A 17,509-nucleotide genomic window follows, 5' to 3' on the forward strand; every position below is an offset into this window, starting at 1 on the left:
TCCAGCGCCCTTTTCACTCTCGACCTATGCCAAAAATTATCTCCGCCAACCTGAACGGCATCCGTTCCGCCGCCAAAAAAGGCTTTTTCAACTGGATGGGCACGCAAACGGCCGATTTCATCTGCGTGCAGGAATTGAAGGCGCAACTGCCCGACATGACGCCGGAATTCCTCAACCCGCACGGCTACCATGGCCATTTCCACTACGCCGAGAAAAAGGGCTATTCCGGCACGGGCGTGTACAGCAAGGTCGAACCGGACGCCGTGCATATCGGTTTCGGCAGCCCCGAATTCGATGCCGAAGGCCGCTATGTGCGCTGTGATTTTGGCAACCTGTCCGTCATTTCCGTGTACTGCCCGTCCGGCTCGTCCGGCCCGGAACGCCAGGAAGCCAAGTTCCGCTTCATGGAACTGTTCCTGCCGCACCTGCTGGCATTGAAGGCGCTGGGCCGCGAAGTGGTCATCTGCGGCGACTGGAACATCGCCCACCATGAAATCGACCTGAAAAACTGGAAGGGCAACAAGAAGAATTCCGGCTTCCTGCCCGAGGAACGCGCATGGCTGACGCGCGTCTTCGACGAAGTGGGCTTTGTCGACGTACACCGCGGCCTGGACAAGCGCGAAGACCAGTACACCTGGTGGAGCAACCGCGGACAAGCCTACGCGAAAAACGTGGGCTGGCGCATCGACTACCACGTCGCCACGCCCGGCATCGCGGCCCAGGCGCATACGGTCAGCGTCTACAAGGACGAGCGTTTTTCCGACCATGCGCCGCTGATCATCGATTACACGCTCAAGAGCTGATCTTTGACACGTCGCGGGTGGTGTCGGCTTACGCCTGATCTGCCGTAGGTCGGATTAGGTCCGCTGGAGCGTAATCCGACAACATTGTTGGCTGTGTCCTTGGTGGCGTGGGTTACGCGAGCACGCGCCGGCTTTCGAAATGGCGCATCTCGCCCGTCAACGGGTCGGCAAATTCGATGGCCCGCGCCAGCAGCTGCAAGGGCTGCGACATGTCGTCTTCCTTGCACGGCAGGGCCACCGGGTAAAACGCATCGTTGACGATGGGGATGCCCAGCGACGCCAGGTGCACGCGCAGCTGGTGCTTGCGCCCCGTGTGCGGCTGCAGCCGGTACAGGTTGACGTCGCCGCGCTCTTCGATCACGTCGATGATGGTTTCCGAATTCGGCTCGCCTGCTTCCTCGCGCATGAGGAAAAACTGCTCGCCTTCGACCATGCGGCTGCGGTAGGCAAATGGAAAATCGCGGCCATCGAGGCGCGGCGCCAGCGCCTCGTACGTCTTGCGCACTTCGCGGCGCTGGAACAGCGATTGATACGCGCCGCGGCTGGCGATCTGGCGCGAAAAAATCACCACGCCGGCCGTCTCGCGGTCAAGGCGATGGATCGGCGTCAGCTCGGCGCAGTCCAGCTTTTTCTTCAGGCGCGTCAGCAGGGTCTCCTGCACGAAACGCCCGGCCGGCGTCATGGGCAGGAAGTGCGGCTTGTCGACCACGATCAAATGCTCGTCCTGGAACAGGATCTCTTCCTGGAACGGGATCGGCGTTTCGCGCTCCAGCTCGCGGTAGTAAAAAATGCGCATGCCGCGCCGGTATGCGCTGTCGGGCGCCAGCACGGCGCCGTCACCGTTGACCACTTCGCCGCGCGCCATGCGGTCCCGCCATTGCGCGGCGCTGATCTGCGGATAGCGCTCGAGCAGAAACGCCAGCATATCGGGCCACTGCCCTTCCGGCAGCCACAGGTAGCTGGGCGCCACACCGTCGCGCATGGGCAAGGGTGCGGCGGTGTGGCGGTTCGACATCCTAGCGCTGCGCGATGGCGTTGCTGCGGTATGGCGGCAAGGCATCCACGCTGACACCCTTGCTGCGCGCGTACAGGGGTAGCACTTGCGTCATGTGGCTGTTCATCTGCGAGATGCGGTCCTTGCCCGACGGGTGGGTCGAGAGGAATTCCGGCGGCGCGCCCGCGCTCACGGCCGCCATCTTCTGCCACAGCACCACGCCGGCGCGCGGATCGAAGCCGGCGCGCGCGGCCAGGTCCATGCCGATCAGGTCCGCTTCGCGTTCATCGTCGCGCGAGAATTTCAGCATCACCCCCTTGGCCGCCATATTCGTGGCGGTACTGGTCAGATTCGGGTCGACGCCGAGCCAGGCCGACAGGCCGGCGCCGGCCAGCTTGGCGCCGACGGCGGCCAGGTTGCCCTTGCCGGCCTGCGCCTGCGAATGTTCGCGCAAGGCGTGCGAGATTTCATGGCCCATGACGACGGCCACTTCATCGTCGGTCAGGTTCAGCTTGGTGATGATGCCGCTGTAAAAAGCGATCTGCCCGCCCGGCATGCAAAAGGCGTTGACCTCGTCCGAGTTGAGCAGGTTGATCTGCCAGTTCCAGCTGGCCGCCGCCTCGTTCCAGCGCGTGGCGAACGGGATGATGCGCTGGGCGATGGCGCGCAGGCGTTTCACCTGCGGATCGCTGTCCGGCACCAGCGCATTTTTTTCCTTCGCTTCGTTGACCAGCTGCGTATATTGCTGCTTCGACTGTGCATTGAAATCGGCGCCGCCGGCAAAGATGCGCGAGGTCGACAAAGGACGCACCTTGATGCCATCCTGCACTGTCGCCTGCTGGGCGGAGACCGACAGGGGCGCCAGCGCGGTGGCCGCGCACAGGCTGGCCAGGACGGTGTAACGTTTAAGGGATATTGGTGCCATTGGCAGACCTCCATGGAGCGATTTTAGGCAGCATCATCATGGCCGGGAAGGCCAGGAAGAAGCAAACGATGAAAAACGAGAACCAGCCCAGCTCGGCGACGAGGAAGCCCACCGAGGCATTGATCAGGGTGCGCGGCACGGCGCTCAGGCTGGAAAACAGCGCATATTGCGTGGCCGTGTAGCGCGGGTCCGTGGTGCGCGACAGGAACGCGACAAAGGCGGCCGCACCCAGGCCCAGGCTGGCGAAAGCTTCGAAGCCGATCACGGCGCTCAATAGCATGGTGTTCGGCCCCACCTGCGCCAGCCAGGCGAATCCGAGGATGGCGATGGCCTGCAGCGCGCCAAACACCCACAGGCCACGGTTGATGCCCAGCTTGAGCATCCAGATGCCGCCCACCACGCCGCCGGCCAGGCTGGCCCAGAAACCCGTGGTATTGGCGGCCAGGCCGATCTGCGTCATGGAAAAACCCAGGTCGAGATAGAACTTCGTCGCCAGCGCCGTGGCCATGCTGTCGCCGATTTTATACAGTAATACGAAGGCGAGGATCCACATTGCGTTACGCCAACCATCGCGCGCGATGAACTCCTGGAACGGCAAGATGATCGCTTCGCGCATGGTCTTCGGCGGCGAGCCGTACACGGTCGGCTCCCTGATCAGCAAGGTGCAGACCAGGCCTGGCAGCATGAAGGCGGCCGTGATCCAGAAAACGGGCTGCCACGGCATGCGGTCGGCCAGGATCAGCGACAGCGCACCCGGCACCATGCCCGCCACTTTATACGCGTTGACGATGACGGCGGCGCCCAGGCCCTGCTCGTTATCGCTGAGGATTTCGCGCCGGTAGGCGTCGATGACGATGTCCTGGCTGGCCGACAGGAAGGCCACGCCGCCGGCGGCCGCCGCGATCAGGCCGATCTGCGTGAGCGGATCGAGCATGCCCATGCCGCCGATGGAAAAGAACAGCGCCACTTGCGTCAGGGCCATCCAGCCGCGCCGGCGTCCCAGTCCCAGGATGCGGTAGCGGTCCATCAGGGGCGCCCACAGGAATTTCCAGATGTACGGGAACTGCACCAGGGCGAACAACCCCAGCGCCTTGACGTTCAAGCCCGACTTGGCCAGCCATGCCTGCAGCAGGTACAGCAGGATGAACAGGGGCAAGCCGGAACTGAAGCCCAGCACCAGCACGGCCAGCATGCGGCCATTGGCATAGGAACGCCAGCCTGGCGCCGGGCTTGTGGTCATCAATGCACCGCTTTTTTACGCAGGCGAAAGACGGCCAGGTCGCCGCGCAGGTTCGGCAGCACGGAGACCATCTTGCCTTCGGCCAGGGCCACGCATTCGATCACTTCCAGGCCGCATTCCTCGGCCAGTTCGCGGAAGTCATTGATGGTTGCGCAGCGTACGTTGGGCGTGTCATACCACTGGTAAGGCAGCGATTTCGACACGGGCATGCGGCCTTTGAGCAGCGCCACGCGGTGCGGCCAGTAGGCGAAGTTGGGGAACGAGACGATGGCCTCGGCGCCCACGCGCACGATGTCGCGCAGCAACGGCTCCACCTGCTTCATCATCTGCAAGGACGACAGGCACAGCACCGTATCGAAGCTGTTGTCGCCAAAGATGGCCAGGCCCTTCTCCATGTCTTGCTGGATCACGTTCACGCCGCGCACGGTACTGGCCAGCACCTTGTCGTCGGCGATCTCGATGCCGTAGCCGCTGCACTCCTTGTCGCTTTGCAGATACTGCAGCATCACGCCTTCGCCGCAGCCCACGTCCAGCACATGCGCGTTATTCGGCACCCAGTGGGCGATGAAGGCCAGGTCGGGGCGCAGCGCGCTCAATTCGTCAAAAGTCATGCGGTCTCCTTCGCGCCCTGGCGGACGGCGGTGTGCTGTGCAGGAGCGGGCAAGCCCGCCCCGATGTCGTTCCATACCTGGCCATAATAGGCGCGCACCATGTTCATGTAGCGCGCATCTTCCAGCAGGAAGGCGTCGTGGCCGTGCGGCGCATCGATTTCCGCATACGTGACCTGGCGGCGGTTGCATACGAGCGCTTCGACAATCTCCCGGCTGCGCTCGGGCGAAAAGCGCCAGTCGGTGGAAAACGAGGCGAGGAAGAACTTGGCCTTCGTGCCCGACAGGGCCTTGGCCAGGTCGCCGCCATGCGCGCGCGCCGGATCGAAATAATCGAGCGCCTTGGTGATCAAGAGATACGTGTTGGCGTCGAAGTATTCGGAAAACTTGTCGCCCTGGTAGCGCAGATACGATTCGATCTCGAAGTCGATGCCGAAGCCGAATTTGTAGTCGCCCGTCTGCGCCGCGTCGCGCAGCTTGCGGCCGAATTTCTCTGCCATGTCATCGTTCGACAGATACGTGATGTGGCCCACCATGCGCGCCACGCGCAAGCCGTTCTTCGGCACCACGCCATGGGCATAGAAATCGCCGCCATGGTAATCGGGATCGGACAGGATGGCCTGGCGCGCCACGTCATTGAAGGCGATATTCTGCGCCGACAGCTTGGCCGTCGAGGCGATCACCACGCAGTGGCGCAGGCGCTCGGGGAACATGATGCTCCACGCCAGCGCCTGCATGCCGCCCAGGGATCCCCCCATCACGGCGGCAAACTGCCTGACGCCCAGTTCATCGGCCAGGCGCGCCTGCGCGCTGACCCAGTCTTCCACCGTGACGACGGGGAAGGAGGCGCCATACGGCTTGCCGGTGGCGGGATTGGTGTGCATGGGGCCCGTCGAACCGAAGCAGGAACCCAGGTTGTTGACGCCGATGACGAAGAATTTGTTGGTGTCGAGCGGCTTGCCGGGACCAACCATATTGTCCCACCAGCCCGTGCTTTTCGGTTCGTCCGCGTAGACGCCGGCCACGTGGTGCGAGGCGTTCAGGGCGTGGCAGACCAGCACCGCGTTCGATTTGTCGGCGTTCAGGGTGCCGTAGGTTTCATACATCAACATATAGTCTTGCAGCGATGCTCCGCTTTGCAGCTGCAAGGGTTGCGCAAAATACATGGTTTGCGGCGAAACGATTCCAATGGATGACATGTGTGTCGGTTTATAAAAGGAGGTTGGCCCCACGGGCCATAGTCGATGCAGCACCGCGATGATAGGTGCTGCAACTTTAGCATCAGGACACATCTTGCCGCGCGCGATGTGTCCTGATGCTGATAGGGTGACAGTTTACATGAGCTGCAACTGTTGTACGGCTTCCGCGATCACATTTGGTTCCATGGAACGCATAATTTTGCGCATTTGTGGCGCAATCAGGCCCAGGTCGCTGTTGAGGATCTCTTGCTTGACCGCCAATAGTTGCGCCGGATGCATGGAAAACTCGCGCAGTCCCATGCCCAGCAGCAAGCGCGTGAGCTTCACGTCGCCCGCCATTTCGCCGCAGACGGCCACGTCGATGCCCGCCTTGTGGCCGGCGGCGATCGTCATGGAGATCAGTTGCAGCACGGCCGGGTGCAGCGGGTTGTACAAATGCGCCACCTCATAATCGACGCGGTCGATGGCCAGCGTGTACTGGATCAAGTCATTCGTGCCGATCGACAGGAAATCCATGCGTTTGACAAACATGGGCAGGGCCAGCGCCGCGGCCGGGATCTCGATCATGGCGCCCACTTCGACCTCGTCGTCGAACTTGACGCCCTCCTCGCGCAGGCTGGCCTTGGCTTGCGCGATCATGGCCAGCGACTGGTCGATCTCGAACGCATGCGCCAGCATGGGAATCAGGATGCGCACCTTGCCGAAGGCGGAGGCGCGCAAAATGGCCCGCAGCTGCGTCAGGAACAGTTGCGGCTCGGCCAGGCAGTAACGGATGGCGCGCAAGCCCAGGGCGGGATTCAATGCCGTATGGTCGGCCTGGTCGAGCGGCTTGTCGGCGCCGATGTCCAAGGTGCGGATCGTCACCACGCGTCCCTTCATCGACTGCACCGTGTTGCGGTAAGCCTCGAACTGCTCGTCCTCGGTGGGTATCTTGTGGGCGCGGCCCATGAACAGGAATTCGGAGCGGAACAGGCCCACGCCGCTGGCGCCCGATTCCAGCGCAAACGGGCAATCCTCGGGCAACTCGATATTCGCCAGCAGGGTGATGGGCGTGCCGCATTTGGTCACGGCCGGCGTCTTTTTCAGCTTGCCCAGCTTTTTGCGCGCGCGCTGCATGGCCGTCTGGCGTTCGCGGTACTGTTCCAGCACCAGGACGCTGGGGTTGGCGATGACGACGCCGGCATCGCCGTCGATGATCAGCCAGTCGTCCTGCTCGATCAGCATCGACGCCTGCGACATGCCGACGGCGGCCGGGATATCCAGGCTGCGCGCGACGATGGCCGTGTGCGAGTTCTGCCCGCCCACGTCGGTGATGAAGCCGATGAAGGAACGGTCGCGGAACTGCAGCATGTCGGCCGGCGAGATGTCGTGCGCGACGACGATCATCTGCGCCATCAATTCATCTTCGGCGGCCGCCTTGGGCAACAGCTGCTCGGTGCCCAGCAAGACTTTCAAGACGCGTTCGGCAACCTGCTGGATGTCGGCCTTGCGTTCGCGCAGGTACGGGTCTTCGATTTCGTCGAACTGGGCCGACAATTCATCGATCTGCGTGAGCAGCGCCCATTCGGCGTTGTAGTGGCGCTTGCGGATGATGTCGAGCGGCGCTTCGGAAATCATCGGATCGGACAGGATCAGCGCGTGCACGTCGATGAAGGCGCCCAGTTCCGTGGGCGCATCCTTGGGCAGCTCGTTCCAAAGGGTTTGCAGTTCCTTGTGGACGGTGGCGATGGCGCTTTGCAGGCGCTGGACTTCCGCTTCGATCTGTTCCTGGGCGACCAGGTAATGTTTGACGTCAAGGGCGGCCGGCGCCAGCAGATGAGCGCGGCCAATGGCGATGCCGCGGGAGACCGGGATGCCGTGGAGCGTGAAAGATGCCATGGGGTGACCTGTCGGAATGCGGCTGCGGCTGCGTTCGGCGGGCATTACTCGCCTTCGCCAAACCTGTCATTAATCAGGGCGGTGAGCGCATCGACACATGCCAGCTCATCATCGCCCTCGGCTTCCAGGGTCACTTTCGCGCCCTTGCCGGCGGCCAGCATCATCACGCCCATGATGGACTTGGCGTTGATGCGGCGCGCGTTGCGGGTCAGCCAGACGTCGCTCTTGAACTTGGCGGCGAGCTGGGTAAATTTGGCGGAAGCGCGTGCGTGCAATCCCAGCTTGTTGATGATTTCGAGTTCTTTTTGAATCATTTTTGTATGGTCTCTATCCCTGAATGCACTACGCTGATGACAATCTTGGCCTATAAAACCCGCCGCCTTCAGGGCGGCGGCCATGTACTTCCTTATTCGCCCACGCGGATGCGGTTATCGACGCGCACGGCGCCGCTTTGCGCACCGGCCAGCGCCATCTCCACCACCACGTCGAGCGTGTCGCGGCGATACGTGATGGCGCGCAGCAGCATCGGCAGGCTGATGCCGGCGATGACTTCCACCCGACCCGCATCGGCCAGCTTGTTGCAGCAGTTCGACGGCGTGCCGCCCTTCACGTCGGTAATCACCAGCACGCCGGAGCCGTCATCGAGGCGGCAGATGGCGTCCGACGCCAGCTTCTGCACTTCCGCCAGGTCCTGGTCGGCGACGACGTCGATGGCTTCAAAACGTTCCGTTGGCCCGCGAAACACATGCGCGCAAGCGGCGATGAATGCCTGTCCCAGCGGTGCATGTGTCATGAGCAAAATCCCTACCATAGTCATTCCACTTTCTAGCGCTGCTGTGTTTGCGCAACGCCATGCTCGACGGCGTCGACAAACATGGCAGCCACGTCAAAACCCGTCTGCTGCATGATTTCCTGGAAGCAGGTCGGGCTGGTGACATTGACTTCCGTCAGATAGTCGCCGATCACGTCCAATCCTACCAGCATCAGGCCGCGCGCGGCCAGGATCGGGCCCAGCTTTTCAGCGATTTCCAGGTCGCGCGCCGTCAATGGCTGCGCTACGCCCGTGCCGCCGGCGGCCAGGTTGCCCCGCACTTCGCCCGCCTGCGGGATACGCGCCAACGAAAACGGCACCGGCTTGCCCCCGATCACGAGGATACGCTTGTCGCCCTTGTCGATGTCGGGGATAAACCGCTGCGCCATGATGGTTTGCGCGCCGTTCTCGCTCAGGGTCTCGATGATGGCGCCCAGGTTCAGGCCATCGGCCTTGACGCGGAAAATGCCCGTGCCGCCCATGCCGTCGAGCGGCTTGAAGATGACGTCCTGGTGCTTGGCGTGGAAGGCGCGCAGGCGCGCTTCGTTCGACGTCACCAGGGTCGGCGAGGTGAATTCGGAAAACTGGGCGATGGCCAGTTTTTCATTGTTGTCGCGGATGGCGGACGGCTTGTTGAAGACGCAAGCGCCCTGCTTTTCCGCCAGCTCCAGCAGATACGTGCCGTACACGTATTCCATGTCGAACGGCGGATCCTTGCGCTCGATGATGGCATCCAGGGCCGACAGGCGTACTTCCTCGGTGGAGACCACCTTGTACCAGTCGTGTTCGTCGCCCGTCAGCTCGATGTGCTGTACCCGTGCCGTGACGATGCCCTCTTCCAGCGCCATGTCCTTCTGTTCGAAGGCGTACACGGCGTGGCCGCGTCTGGCCGCCTCGCGCATCATGGCGAAGGTGGAATCTTTGTAAGTCTTGAAGCCTGCCAGCGGGTCGGCAAGGAATGCAATTTTCATGGTGCGTCCAATCGGGGAGCCTGGATAAGGAATGCTTGATTCTAGCCGAGATCGCCAGGCGCGGTAGTCGCCGCGCCCGGCAAGCCTCCGCGATGGATCAATACACCTCGGGATTCGGGTCCGTGCGCTCCATTTCCAGCGACGCGGCCAGCAAGGCCAGGCGCGCCACCACGCCATACACGTAGAAGCGGTTCGGCGCGGCCGTGCCCGGCTTGGCCTTCAAGTCCGGCACGGCATGCTGCTGGGCAAATGCCAGCGGCACGTACTGCGAACCGGGCGCGTTCAGGTTCTGGTCCACGCCACGCTCAGCATGTACGCGGTAGAAACCGCCCACCACGTAGCGGTCGATCATGTAGACGACCGGTTCGGCCACGGCATCCTTGATGCTTTCAAAGGTCGGCACGCCTTCCTGGATGATCACGTCGGTGACGACTTTGCCATCCTTGACGATGGACATCTTGTCACGCTGCTTGCGCGACAGGTCGCGCACTTCGCTGGCGTCGCGCACCGTCATGATGCCCGTACCATACGTGCCCGCATCGGGCTTGACGATGACGAAAGGCTTTTCCTTGATGCCGTATTCCTTGTATTTCTTGCGGATCTTGGCCAGCAGCACGTCGACGCTGGCGGCCAGCGCATCTTCGCCCTCGCCTTCCTGGAAGTTGACGTCGCTGCACTTGGCGTGGAAGGGATTGAGCATCCACGGATCGACATCGATCATCTTGCCGAATTTTTTCACCACTTCATCGTAAGCCGTGTAGTGGTTGCTCTTGCGGCGCAAGGCCCAGCCCGCGTGCAAGGGCGGCAGCAGGCTTTGCTCATGAATATTTTGCAAGATATCGGGGATGCCGTCTGACAAGTCGTTATTCAGAAGAATCGTGCACGGGTCGAAATCCTTCAAGCCCAGGCGGCGGCCATTGTTCAGACGCACGAGCGGCTCGATGACGAGCATGTTGCCATCTGGCAACGCCAAAGGTGTCGGCTGGGTGATGTCGGGCGACCAGGAGCCGAAACGCACGTGCAGCCCCGTCTGGCGGAAGATCTGCATCAGGCGCGCCACGTTCTGCAGATACTGCGGCGTGGTGTTGTGCAATTCCGGCACGATCAGCAGGTTGCGGGCGTCCGGGCAATACTTGTCGATGGCGGCCATGGCCGCCTGCACGGACAAGGGCAGCATTTCCGTGGCCAGGTTATGGAAACCGCCTGGGAACAGATTGGTATCGACGGGCGCCAGCTTGTAGCCGGCGTTACGCAAGTCTACCGAGCAATAGAAGGGCGGCGTGTGTTCTTGCCACTCCATGCGAAACCAGCGCTCAATGGCCGGCGTCGCGGCCAGAATCTTTTTTTCGAGGTCGAGCAGCGGTCCGGTCAGGGCCGTGACGAGATGGGGAACCATAGTTACATCCTTAAATTATGTGCAGTATTCAAAAAAGCACACAGAACTGCCGACTATATTACCGTGTAAGTACCCCAAATCGGGGCAAAAGCCTTGTTTTAAAGACCTTTTACATTCCCACAACGAAAAAAAGGCACCTCAATGAGGTGCCTTTTCCGGCCGGACATGCCGCGCCGGGGCGCTGGCATGCCAGATAATGACTATTTAGCCATGATACGCTTGCTCGCCGTGGCTGGTGATATCGAGGCCTTCGCGCTCTTCTTCTTCCGGTACGCGCAGGCCGATGACGATGTCGACCAGTTTATAGGCAATGACGGAGACGATGGCCGACCAGAGGATGGTGGTGCCTACCGCTTGCGCCTGCACCCACACCTGGTGGCCGATCGAGTACGGATCCGCCGACATCTTGTTGGTGACATAGTCGAATACGCCCTGGCCGCCCAGTTGTGGCGCAGCAAACACACCCGTCAGCAAGGCACCGAGGATACCGCCCACGCCATGCACGCCGAACACGTCGAGCGAATCATCGGCGCCGATCAGGCGTTTCAGGCCATTCACGCCCCACAGGCAGACGACACCGGCCAGCAAGCCGATGACCAGGCCGCCCATCGGGCCGACAAAGCCGGCCGCCGGGGTGATCGCCACCAGGCCGGCCACGGCGCCGGACGCGCCACCGAGCATGGAAGGCTTGCCTTTGCTGATCCACTCGCCAAACACCCACGACAGGGTGGCGGCGGCCGTTGCCAGCAAGGTGTTGACGAAGGCCAGGGCAGCCACGTCGCCCGCTTCCATCGAGGAGCCGGCATTGAAACCGAACCAGCCCACCCACAGCAGCGACGCGCCGATCATGGTCATCGTCAGCGAGTGCGGTGCCATCGATTCGCGGCCGTAGCCGACGCGTTTGCCGATCATGATGGCGCCCACCAGGCCGGCGACAGCGGCATTGATGTGCACCACGGTGCCGCCGGCGAAGTCCAGCGCGCCTTTTTGCCAGATCCAGCCCGCCTTCAGGGCTTCGCTGGCCGAGGTGGCGGCGCTGGTGATCAGGTCAGGACCGGTCCAGAACCACACCATGTGGGCTGCAGGCAGGTAGGCGAACGTGAACCACAGCACGACGAAGGCCAGCACGGCGGAAAACTTGGCGCGCTCGGCAAAGGCGCCAACGATCAGTGCGCAGGTGATGGCGGCAAACGTGCCCTGGAAAGCAACGAAGACGAACTCGGGAATGACCACGCCCTTGCTGAAGGTGGCGGCGGCGGCAAACGTACCCTTGGCCGGATCCCAGATACCATTCAGGAACAGGCGGTCGAAGCCACCGAAGAAGGCGGTTTTTTCCGTGAAGGCGATCGAGTAGCCGTAGATACACCACAGCACGATGACCAGCGCGAACACCATGAACACCTGCATCAGCACCGACAGCATGTTTTTCGAGCGCACCAGCCCACCGTAGAACAGGGCCAGGCCGGGGATCGTCATCAAGATCACCAGCAAGGTGCTGATCATCATGAAACTGGTGTCGCCCTTGTTGGCGACAGGCGCGGCGGCTGGCGCGGCAGCCGCCGGGGCCGGAGCGGCGGCGGCAGGCGCTGCGTCAGGAACCGGCGTGACGGCGGGAGCGGCGACGGCCGTGGTTGTGGCCGCCTCCGTCTTGGCAGGCGCATCGGCAAAGCTTGGCGTGGCAATGCCAAACGCACACAGGCAGGCTATCCCAGCTAGCAATTTTGTTATATTTTTATGCATCAATATTCCCCTTAGAGCGCTTCGTTGCCGGTTTCACCGGTACGGATGCGGATGACCTGTTCCAGGTTGTAGACGAAAATCTTGCCATCACCGATTTTACCGGTACGCGCGGCACCTTCGATCGCTTCGATGGCCTGGTCGACAATGGCGTCATCGACGGCCGCTTCGATCTTGGTCTTTGGCAAGAAATCAACGACATACTCGGCGCCACGGTAGAGTTCCGTGTGGCCTTTCTGGCGGCCGAAGCCCTTGACTTCCGTGACGGTAATGCCTTGCACATTGATAGCCGACAAAGCCTCGCGTACTTCGTCCAGTTTGAACGGTTTAATGATTGCGGTAATCATTTTCATGGCAGTCTCGCTTAAAAAGTTTTGGACACGGTCAGCACGAGACCGGATTTCGCCAGATTCTTGCCGTTCGGTGCCAGCGATACGATATTGGCCTTGACGGCCGCCAGGGAAACGGTCGCCACGCCGAAGTCCTTGGTCACGCCAATCTTGTAATCGCTGTAGCTGAGGGAATCATTGTGCTCGACCTTCTGACGTCCGACATGCAGGTTCAGCATGTAGCCATCATGCACCTCGACGTTGGCACCCACATCGAGGTAGCCGCTGTTCTTGCTGTCGGCGACACCGAACAGATTCGTCGTCGAATGCGAGTATTTGACATATATCGGGCCATAGCCGAGTTGGCCGTACAGCTCGAAGGTGTTGGCATTGGTGCTCAGTCCATTCGAGGGATAGAAATAGTACAGGCCGCCCACGTCATAGGTAAAATCCTTGCTGATCTCGCCCCGCTTGCCGCCGTAGATATCCCATTCCAGATTGGTGTCGCCGCCGCCATCCTTGATCCATTTGATACTCGACAACCAGGTGCCCACATACAGGCCCGTCGGGTTATGGGTATAGTCGGCACCGCCGCTGATGGCCGGTTTCAAGCGGCTTTGCGACAGGCCGCGGTAACGGTAGTCGCTGGTCAGCGCCACGTTATAGCTCACCACGTTATCAGGCACGGCTTCGGCCGCAGCAGGCGCCGCCACTGCATCCTGGGCTATGGCGCTACCGCACATGGCGGTCATGGCCAGCGTCAACGCTGCAGCTAAAGTCATGTTCTTGGACAGATTCTTCATGGCGATTCCCTTTTATTGAACTTTTAAAGCGGTTGAGGTTTAAAATCTTGGCTGGAGATCACAAAGCGTTCATACCTTCTTTAGCAGAATACGTGCCAGCTCCATTGCCACCTTGACAGGTGCGTTTCCGGCCATACATACCCTGCAAGCCTCTGGGCATGCGGGTACGGGCTGCTAAAGCATTGTGAATTTGCCCAGATTCGCACCAGATTAACGCCGCTGTGCACCGCAATGGTGCGATGCACAGGCCGCACCATAAAAGGACTGACCATGGACATGAATACCTTCTTTAACGATTTGCAAGGCAAGATCCATCAAGCCATCGAAAACTCGCCGGCCAAGGATATCGAGAAAAACGTGAAATCTATGATGACCCAGGGCTTCGCCCGCCTCGATCTCGTCACGCGCGAGGAATTCGATATCCAGGCGCAAGTACTGGCCAAGACCCGCGCCAAACTGGACGCACTGGAATTGCGCCTGATCGAACTGGAAACGCGCCTGAACGACACCAAGGCGTAAACTGCGTCCGGCAGGGCCCGTTATTGACGGCCTTGCTGGCATACCTCAAGCCTGGCGGCGTTTCAAGCGCTAGACTGATCCTGCCCGCGCCCGCGCTACAGGGGAGTCTGATGAGCCTGGCCGTCCTGAAAAGCCGCGCCCTGGCCGGCATGGAGGCGCCCGAGGTAAGTGTCGAAGTCCACCTTGCCAACGGCTTGCCTTCGTTTACGATTGTCGGCTTGCCGGATACGGAAGTGAAGGAGTCGCGCGACCGTGTTCGTGCCGCGTTGCAAAACTGCGGCTTTGAAATGCCGGCGCGTCGCATCACGGCCAATCTGGCGCCAGCAGACTTGCCCAAGGAATCGGGCCGCTTCGACTTGCCCATTGCACTGGGCATCCTGGCCGCCTCCGGCCAGTTGCCGGGCGATCAATTACATCACTATGAATTCGCGGGCGAACTGTCGCTCTCAGGCCAGTTGCGTCCCATCCGCGGCGCCCTGGCCATGACCTTTGCCATGCAGCGCAGCCAGTCGGGCACGCCACGCGTCTTCATCCTGCCGCAGGCGAACGCGGACGAGGCCGCTCTCGTCGGCGATGCCTGCATCTATCCCGCCCACAGCCTGCTCGAGGTCTGCGCGCATTTTGCCGCGCATACCAGCCAGACCGCCCTGCAACGCCACCAGCCCGTGCTGGCAGCGCACGCTTTTCCGTATCCCGACTTTGCCGACGTGCAGGGGCAGCAGCAGGCGCGGCGGGCACTGGAAGTGGCGGCAGCGGGCGGTCACAACGTCTTGATGGTGGGGCCGCCAGGCGCAGGCAAGACCATGCTGGCCAGCCGCTTTCCCGGCGTGCTGCCGCCCATGAGCGATGAAGAAGCGCTGGAATCGGCTGCCGTGCATTCGCTGGGCGGCCACTTCAAGGTGGAACACTGGAAACGGCGACCCTATCGTGCCCCGCACCAGACGGCATCCGGCGTGGCACTGGTGGGTGGCGGCAACGTGCCGCGCCCGGGAGAAATCTCGCTGGCCCACTGCGGCGTGCTGTTTCTCGATGAAATTGCCGAATTCCAGCGCCGGGTACTCGATGTGCTGCGCCAGCCCATGGAGTCGGGCGTGATCAGCATTTCACGCGCGGCCCGCCAGGCCGAGTTTCCTGCCCGCTTTCAACTGATCGCCGCCATGAATCCCTGCCCGTGCGGCTATCTGGGGCACGCTTCCGGCCGTTGCCGCTGCACGCCAGACGCCGTGCTGCGCTATCACAATCGCCTGTCCGGCCCGCTGCTCGACCGTATCGACCTGCAGATTGAAGTGGCCGCCATGCCACCGGCAGCGCTGGGCCGGCAGGCCGGTGCCGGAGAATGCACGCAGCGGATCGCCACGCGGGTAGCGGCAGCCTATGCCTTGCAGCTGGCGCGCCAGGGAAAATCAAACCAGCGGCTGAGCAACACGGAAATAGAGCAGCATTGTCGCCTTGAAACGCATGGCGAACAGCTGCTGCATGGCGCCATGACGCGTCTGCACTGGTCCGCGCGCACCTATCACCGGGTACTGCGCGTGGCGCGCAGCATCGCGGACCTGGCGGGAAGCCCGGCCATCGCGCAGCCGCACGTTGCCGAAGCGATCCAGTACCGGCGCGTACTGCGTGAAATATAAGGCGGCCAATGAGCCCCTCGCGTGCGCGATTGCGCGTGATGGACGACGCTGCTACCATCTGCTGATGAAAAAAACATCACTTGCCCTCTTTCTGGCGACGCTCGCGGCTGCCAGCGTCCTGTCCGCCTGTAGTCCGAAATTCGACTGGCGCGACTATCGCAGCCCCGATGCCCAGTTCACGGCCCTGTTTCCGGGCAAGCCGGCCGTGCTGACGCGCGAGATCGATCTCGATGGCAAGAAAGTCAGCCTGACCATGACGGCCAGCGAGGTCGATGGCAATACCTTCGCCATTGGCAGCGCCGTGCTCGACAGTGCGGAACAGGCGCAAGCGGCCCTGCCCGCCATGCAGATGGCACTGCTGAAAAATATCAACGGTACCGTGCGCAGCGAAAAATCGGCGTCGGCGGCCAGCAGCACGGCGGCCGGCAGCCATCAACGCAGTTCGCTGAGCATCGAAGCGACGGGGACGCAGCAGGGCAAGCCCGTCCTGCTGGTCGGCCGTTTTGTGGCGCAGGACAAACGCATCTTCCAGGTCATCATTCTCGGTGAAGAAAGCAAGCTGTCGCGTGACACCATCGACACCTTCATGGACTCCGTGAAACTGGATTGAGACTTAACGATCGCTTAAACGGGTGTTTTCACGATAAACAAGCTCTTGTAAATGCGTGCGGTGTCCAACAGATGGCCCTATCCGGCTTGCAAATGTGCAATCCGGGCAATCGGACGGCCTGTGCGACATTTCAAGTCGTGATATTGTTTCGTCACTAACAACAAGTTTCAGAAAGCGCTTATGTTGATCTCATTCAAATCCAAATCCTCCCCAGAAGTGCTGATGTACCAGGAACATGCCCAACGCATCCTCGACATCCTGCACAAGAACCCCACGCGCGGCGTCATCACGCCAGCTGAAGCGGGCGATGCCCTGGCCCTGCTGGAAAAAGAAGTCGCGGAAAGCAAATTGCATCCGGAAAACGACATCGAACACGATGCACATACCCCGGAAACCCTGGAAGATGGCGAAACGGGCGCTCATGCGCGCGCGCAAAAAGTGCATTTTTCGCAGCGCGCCTATCCCTTGATGGAAATGCTGCGCTCGGCCAAGGCGGAAAATGAAAGCATCACCTGGGGCATCTGATCCGATGAATGCTGCAGACGAAAAAAAACCCCGCACACGCGGGGTTTTTTTATATAACAAGCCTGACGATAACCTACTTTCACACTGGTTGCAGCACTATCATCGGCGCAAAGTTGTTTCACGGTCCTGTTCGGGATGGGAAGGGGTGGGACCAACTTGCTATGGTCATCAGGCATAACTTTTTCAACAGCCTGCTCCCAACGGGGCAGCAAACCATCTGATCTGAGGAGGCGAATTATATAGCAATTTGCCTGAAGATGGGACTAAAAGTGGGCTTTTATCGCGACAAAAGCACCGGACGAAAAAAAACCCGCCAATTTCTTGACGGGTTTTTCTCTACTGCGAATAACAAGCCTGACGATAACCTACTTTCACACTGGTTGCAGCACTATCATCGGCGCAAAGTTGTTTCACGGTCCTGTTCGGGATGGGAAGGGGTGGGACCAACTTGCTATGGTCATCAGGCATAACTTGTACTGGCGTTTGTCTCCTGTAGGACGACAAGGCCATGAATCTGGAAGAAGCAAAGA

18 protein-coding genes and 2 rRNA genes are annotated in these 17,509 nt (G+C 61.1%); 5 read left to right on the top strand and 15 right to left on the bottom strand.

Translation table 11 applies throughout. The annotated features are described in order from the left end of the window. The first annotated feature begins 26 nt into the window (after positions 1-26). The gene (locus tag JAB1_RS01825; RefSeq protein WP_034784687.1) at positions 27-803 is read left to right on the top strand and encodes an exodeoxyribonuclease III; all 777 of its coding nucleotides are present in this window, start codon (positions 27-29) and stop codon (positions 801-803) included. A 112-nt stretch (positions 804-915) separates the two neighbouring features. Here JAB1_RS01825 and JAB1_RS01830 read toward each other — a convergent pair whose 3' ends face one another. From JAB1_RS01830 to JAB1_RS01890, 13 genes are all read right to left on the bottom strand, one after another. Beyond that, the gene (locus JAB1_RS01830) at positions 916-1,818 is read right to left on the bottom strand and encodes a pseudouridine synthase (protein ID WP_070278327.1); all 903 of its coding nucleotides are present in this window, start codon (positions 1,816-1,818) and stop codon (positions 916-918) included. Position 1,819: 1 nt separating this feature from the next. After that, positions 1,820-2,722, bottom strand: coding sequence for a M48 family metallopeptidase (locus JAB1_RS01835; protein WP_070278329.1), 903 nt, complete (start codon positions 2,720-2,722; stop codon positions 1,820-1,822). Continuing rightward, positions 2,703-3,962 carry an AmpG family muropeptide MFS transporter gene (locus JAB1_RS01840; RefSeq protein WP_070278331.1) on the bottom strand — a complete coding sequence of 420 codons (1,260 nt, stop codon included), beginning with the start codon at positions 3,960-3,962 and terminating at the stop codon, positions 2,703-2,705. The genes JAB1_RS01835 and JAB1_RS01840 overlap by 20 nt, the downstream gene beginning before the upstream one ends. Continuing rightward, positions 3,962-4,573, bottom strand: coding sequence for a methionine biosynthesis protein MetW (gene metW / locus JAB1_RS01845; protein WP_034784683.1), 612 nt, complete (start codon positions 4,571-4,573; stop codon positions 3,962-3,964). The genes JAB1_RS01840 and metW overlap by 1 nt, the downstream gene beginning before the upstream one ends. Further along, complete coding sequence (locus JAB1_RS01850) at positions 4,570-5,769, bottom strand: homoserine O-acetyltransferase (RefSeq protein ID WP_071653281.1); 1,200 nt, start codon at positions 5,767-5,769, stop codon at positions 4,570-4,572. Before JAB1_RS01850 ends, metW begins: the two co-directional genes overlap by 4 nt. Positions 5,770-5,904: 135 nt before the next feature. Next, the gene (ptsP, locus tag JAB1_RS01855; protein WP_070278394.1) at positions 5,905-7,647 is read right to left on the bottom strand and encodes a phosphoenolpyruvate--protein phosphotransferase; all 1,743 of its coding nucleotides are present in this window, start codon (positions 7,645-7,647) and stop codon (positions 5,905-5,907) included. A 44-nt stretch (positions 7,648-7,691) separates the two neighbouring features. Beyond that, positions 7,692-7,961 carry an HPr family phosphocarrier protein gene (locus JAB1_RS01860; protein ID WP_070254359.1) on the bottom strand — a complete coding sequence of 90 codons (270 nt, stop codon included), beginning with the start codon at positions 7,959-7,961 and terminating at the stop codon, positions 7,692-7,694. A gap of 92 nt (positions 7,962-8,053) precedes the next feature. Further along, positions 8,054-8,458: a PTS fructose transporter subunit IIA gene (locus tag JAB1_RS01865; RefSeq protein ID WP_035824452.1), complete on the bottom strand. Its 405-nt coding sequence runs from the start codon at positions 8,456-8,458 to the stop codon at positions 8,054-8,056. Positions 8,459-8,472: 14 nt separating this feature from the next. Continuing rightward, positions 8,473-9,429 (bottom strand): glutathione synthase, encoded by a 957-nt coding sequence (gene gshB / locus JAB1_RS01870; protein WP_070278335.1) that lies wholly within the window; start codon positions 9,427-9,429, stop codon positions 8,473-8,475. Between the two features lie 97 nt (positions 9,430-9,526). After that, the gene (gene gshA / locus JAB1_RS01875) at positions 9,527-10,825 is read right to left on the bottom strand and encodes a glutamate--cysteine ligase (protein ID WP_070254361.1); all 1,299 of its coding nucleotides are present in this window, start codon (positions 10,823-10,825) and stop codon (positions 9,527-9,529) included. Positions 10,826-11,029: 204 nt separating this feature from the next. After that, a complete protein-coding gene (amt, locus tag JAB1_RS01880) occupies positions 11,030-12,565 on the bottom strand; it encodes an ammonium transporter (RefSeq protein ID WP_034784678.1) in 1,536 nt (511 codons plus the stop codon). 11 nt (positions 12,566-12,576) lie between these two features. Continuing rightward, complete coding sequence (locus JAB1_RS01885) at positions 12,577-12,915, bottom strand: P-II family nitrogen regulator (RefSeq protein ID WP_010393464.1); 339 nt, start codon at positions 12,913-12,915, stop codon at positions 12,577-12,579. Positions 12,916-12,926: 11 nt separating this feature from the next. Beyond that, complete coding sequence (locus JAB1_RS01890; RefSeq protein ID WP_070278336.1) at positions 12,927-13,694, bottom strand: TorF family putative porin; 768 nt, start codon at positions 13,692-13,694, stop codon at positions 12,927-12,929. 270 nt (positions 13,695-13,964) lie between these two features. Here JAB1_RS01890 and JAB1_RS01895 point away from each other — a divergent pair, with 270 nt between their 5' ends. The 4 genes from JAB1_RS01895 (at position 13,965) to JAB1_RS01910 (ending at position 16,979) form a co-directional block, all read left to right on the top strand. Then, positions 13,965-14,213 carry an accessory factor UbiK family protein gene (locus JAB1_RS01895; RefSeq protein WP_034749434.1) on the top strand — a complete coding sequence of 83 codons (249 nt, stop codon included), beginning with the start codon at positions 13,965-13,967 and terminating at the stop codon, positions 14,211-14,213. Between the two features lie 110 nt (positions 14,214-14,323). Continuing rightward, positions 14,324-15,844: a YifB family Mg chelatase-like AAA ATPase gene (locus JAB1_RS01900; protein WP_070278338.1), complete on the top strand. Its 1,521-nt coding sequence runs from the start codon at positions 14,324-14,326 to the stop codon at positions 15,842-15,844. 64 nt (positions 15,845-15,908) lie between these two features. Continuing rightward, entirely contained in the window at positions 15,909-16,454 is a 546-nt protein-coding gene (locus tag JAB1_RS01905; protein ID WP_070278340.1) for a hypothetical protein, read from the top strand. 180 nt (positions 16,455-16,634) lie between these two features. Beyond that, positions 16,635-16,979, top strand: a complete 345-nt coding sequence (locus JAB1_RS01910) for a DUF1840 domain-containing protein (RefSeq protein ID WP_034749443.1) — start codon at positions 16,635-16,637, stop codon at positions 16,977-16,979. Positions 16,980-17,039: 60 nt separating this feature from the next. On the opposite strand, the gene rrf (JAB1_RS01915) is transcribed toward JAB1_RS01910, so the two are convergent. After that, positions 17,040-17,152, bottom strand: a 5S ribosomal RNA gene (gene rrf / locus JAB1_RS01915). A 179-nt stretch (positions 17,153-17,331) separates the two neighbouring features. Continuing rightward, positions 17,332-17,444 (bottom strand): 5S ribosomal RNA (gene rrf / locus JAB1_RS01920). Positions 17,445-17,509: the final 65 nt, after the last annotated feature.

The sequence above is a fragment of the Janthinobacterium sp. MP5059B genome, from assembly GCF_001758645.1.
Taxonomy (GTDB): domain Bacteria; phylum Pseudomonadota; class Gammaproteobacteria; order Burkholderiales; family Burkholderiaceae_D; genus Janthinobacterium; species Janthinobacterium lividum.

Bases quoted from the DNA above. Each gene is read 5' to 3' on its own strand.
- JAB1_RS01825 (WP_034784687.1), top strand. From the start codon at position 27: ATGCCAAAAATTATCTCCGCCAACCTGAACGGCATCCGTTCCGCCGCC.
- JAB1_RS01830 (WP_070278327.1), bottom strand. From the start codon at position 1,818: ATGTCGAACCGCCACACCGCCGCACCCTTGCCCATGCGCGACGGTGTG.
- JAB1_RS01835 (WP_070278329.1), bottom strand. From the start codon at position 2,722: ATGGCACCAATATCCCTTAAACGTTACACCGTCCTGGCCAGCCTGTGC.
- JAB1_RS01840 (WP_070278331.1), bottom strand. From the start codon at position 3,962: ATGACCACAAGCCCGGCGCCAGGCTGGCGTTCCTATGCCAATGGCCGC.
- metW (WP_034784683.1), bottom strand. From the start codon at position 4,573: ATGACTTTTGACGAATTGAGCGCGCTGCGCCCCGACCTGGCCTTCATC.
- JAB1_RS01850 (WP_071653281.1), bottom strand. From the start codon at position 5,769: ATGTCATCCATTGGAATCGTTTCGCCGCAAACCATGTATTTTGCGCAA.
- ptsP (WP_070278394.1), bottom strand. From the start codon at position 7,647: ATGGCATCTTTCACGCTCCACGGCATCCCGGTCTCCCGCGGCATCGCC.
- JAB1_RS01860 (WP_070254359.1), bottom strand. From the start codon at position 7,961: ATGATTCAAAAAGAACTCGAAATCATCAACAAGCTGGGATTGCACGCA.
- JAB1_RS01865 (WP_035824452.1), bottom strand. From the start codon at position 8,458: ATGGTAGGGATTTTGCTCATGACACATGCACCGCTGGGACAGGCATTC.
- gshB (WP_070278335.1), bottom strand. From the start codon at position 9,429: ATGAAAATTGCATTCCTTGCCGACCCGCTGGCAGGCTTCAAGACTTAC.
- gshA (WP_070254361.1), bottom strand. From the start codon at position 10,825: ATGGTTCCCCATCTCGTCACGGCCCTGACCGGACCGCTGCTCGACCTC.
- amt (WP_034784678.1), bottom strand. From the start codon at position 12,565: ATGCATAAAAATATAACAAAATTGCTAGCTGGGATAGCCTGCCTGTGT.
- JAB1_RS01885 (WP_010393464.1), bottom strand. From the start codon at position 12,915: ATGAAAATGATTACCGCAATCATTAAACCGTTCAAACTGGACGAAGTA.
- JAB1_RS01890 (WP_070278336.1), bottom strand. From the start codon at position 13,694: ATGAAGAATCTGTCCAAGAACATGACTTTAGCTGCAGCGTTGACGCTG.
- JAB1_RS01895 (WP_034749434.1), top strand. From the start codon at position 13,965: ATGGACATGAATACCTTCTTTAACGATTTGCAAGGCAAGATCCATCAA.
- JAB1_RS01900 (WP_070278338.1), top strand. From the start codon at position 14,324: ATGAGCCTGGCCGTCCTGAAAAGCCGCGCCCTGGCCGGCATGGAGGCG.
- JAB1_RS01905 (WP_070278340.1), top strand. From the start codon at position 15,909: ATGAAAAAAACATCACTTGCCCTCTTTCTGGCGACGCTCGCGGCTGCC.
- JAB1_RS01910 (WP_034749443.1), top strand. From the start codon at position 16,635: ATGTTGATCTCATTCAAATCCAAATCCTCCCCAGAAGTGCTGATGTAC.